We start from the raw sequence: 1,014 nt of genomic DNA, 5'->3' as shown, positions 1-1,014 counted from the left end.
ACTCAGCAACAGGCGAAGCGGCTAAGGAAGAAGGGGTTAATACCGGTTCCAGGCTGCGGTCCCCTAAGCCCGTCCGCAACCATTCCGCCGCATGCCGGAAGCTGATATTGCGCCGTTTCATCACCCAATCGATGGGGCCACCTGCTTCGCCGCAGCCAAAGCAATGAAACAGGTTCTTGCTAGGTGTCACCACCAGACTGGGCTTGTCGTCTTCATGGAAGGGGCAACAGGCCGCGTAATCCTTCCCTTGCTTGTTCAGCGTAATGCCATCCGCCTCGATCAGGCGAACCAATGACACCTCGGCCTTCAAGCGTTCGATTTCTGTGTCCGGGATGCGGGCCATAAACGGAATTCCCTCTAAAACCTGTCAAGCGACATAAGTGGGTGCTATGATATATCCACATGTGTCTATTTTAAAAGTGTCACGTTCGAGGTACCCATACAATGCCAACCATCTCCTTGCCTTTAGTGGTGCTCGATATGGTCGCTTTTGCGGAACGACTTAGGACACTGCGGGAAGCACGTAAATTGACTCAGGCTAGGCTTGCTGAGTTAATTGGAACTAATCCGCGCGCTTATAACCGTTGGGAACGTGGCAGCTTCGTTCCTCAATTGGAAACAATCATCAAGATCGCTGACGTACTTAACGTCACGCTTGATGAGTTAACCGGGCGTGTATCTACTGTGAATGAACCCGCTGTGCACAACCCCAAGCTATATGCCTTGCTACATGAAGTGGATGCCTTGCCAGATGAAGACCAACAGGCGCTTGTTATCTTGATGGACAGCTTAGTGAAGCGGGCCAAGATCAATCGCGTTATGGCTGTTTAACCCGCAGTCAGCAGCTAAAGAGAAACCCCCTAAACCCCAAGCAGCAGCTGGGGTTGAGGGGGCTTTTTTATTTAAATAAGAGTAAGAAGAAGAGAGATACGTACGTTATATAGGTAAGCAGGCCCTAGCAGTCCGTTTGATAGTAGTCCTCCGGGGCATACCCATATCCTTGATGACGGAACA

The 1,014-nt window shown here is 50.9% G+C and carries 2 protein-coding genes; one reads left to right on the top strand and one right to left on the bottom strand.

Annotation, left to right across the window (positions count from 1 at the left end; all coding sequences use genetic code 11):
* The coding region (locus ACUHMQ_RS20830; protein ID WP_445297354.1) for a CHC2 zinc finger domain-containing protein at positions 1 to 343 on the bottom strand (343 nt) is incomplete at its 3' end.
* Positions 344 to 444: 101 nt separating this feature from the next.
* Here ACUHMQ_RS20830 and ACUHMQ_RS20825 point away from each other — a divergent pair.
* Positions 445 to 831, top strand: a complete 387-nt coding sequence (locus ACUHMQ_RS20825) for a helix-turn-helix domain-containing protein (protein ID WP_445297353.1) — start codon at positions 445 to 447, stop codon at positions 829 to 831.
* Positions 832 to 1,014 lie beyond the last annotated feature (183 nt).

This window comes from Chitinimonas violaceus, assembly GCF_052601015.1.
This window is presented reverse-complemented; position numbering and strand designations above follow the sequence as displayed.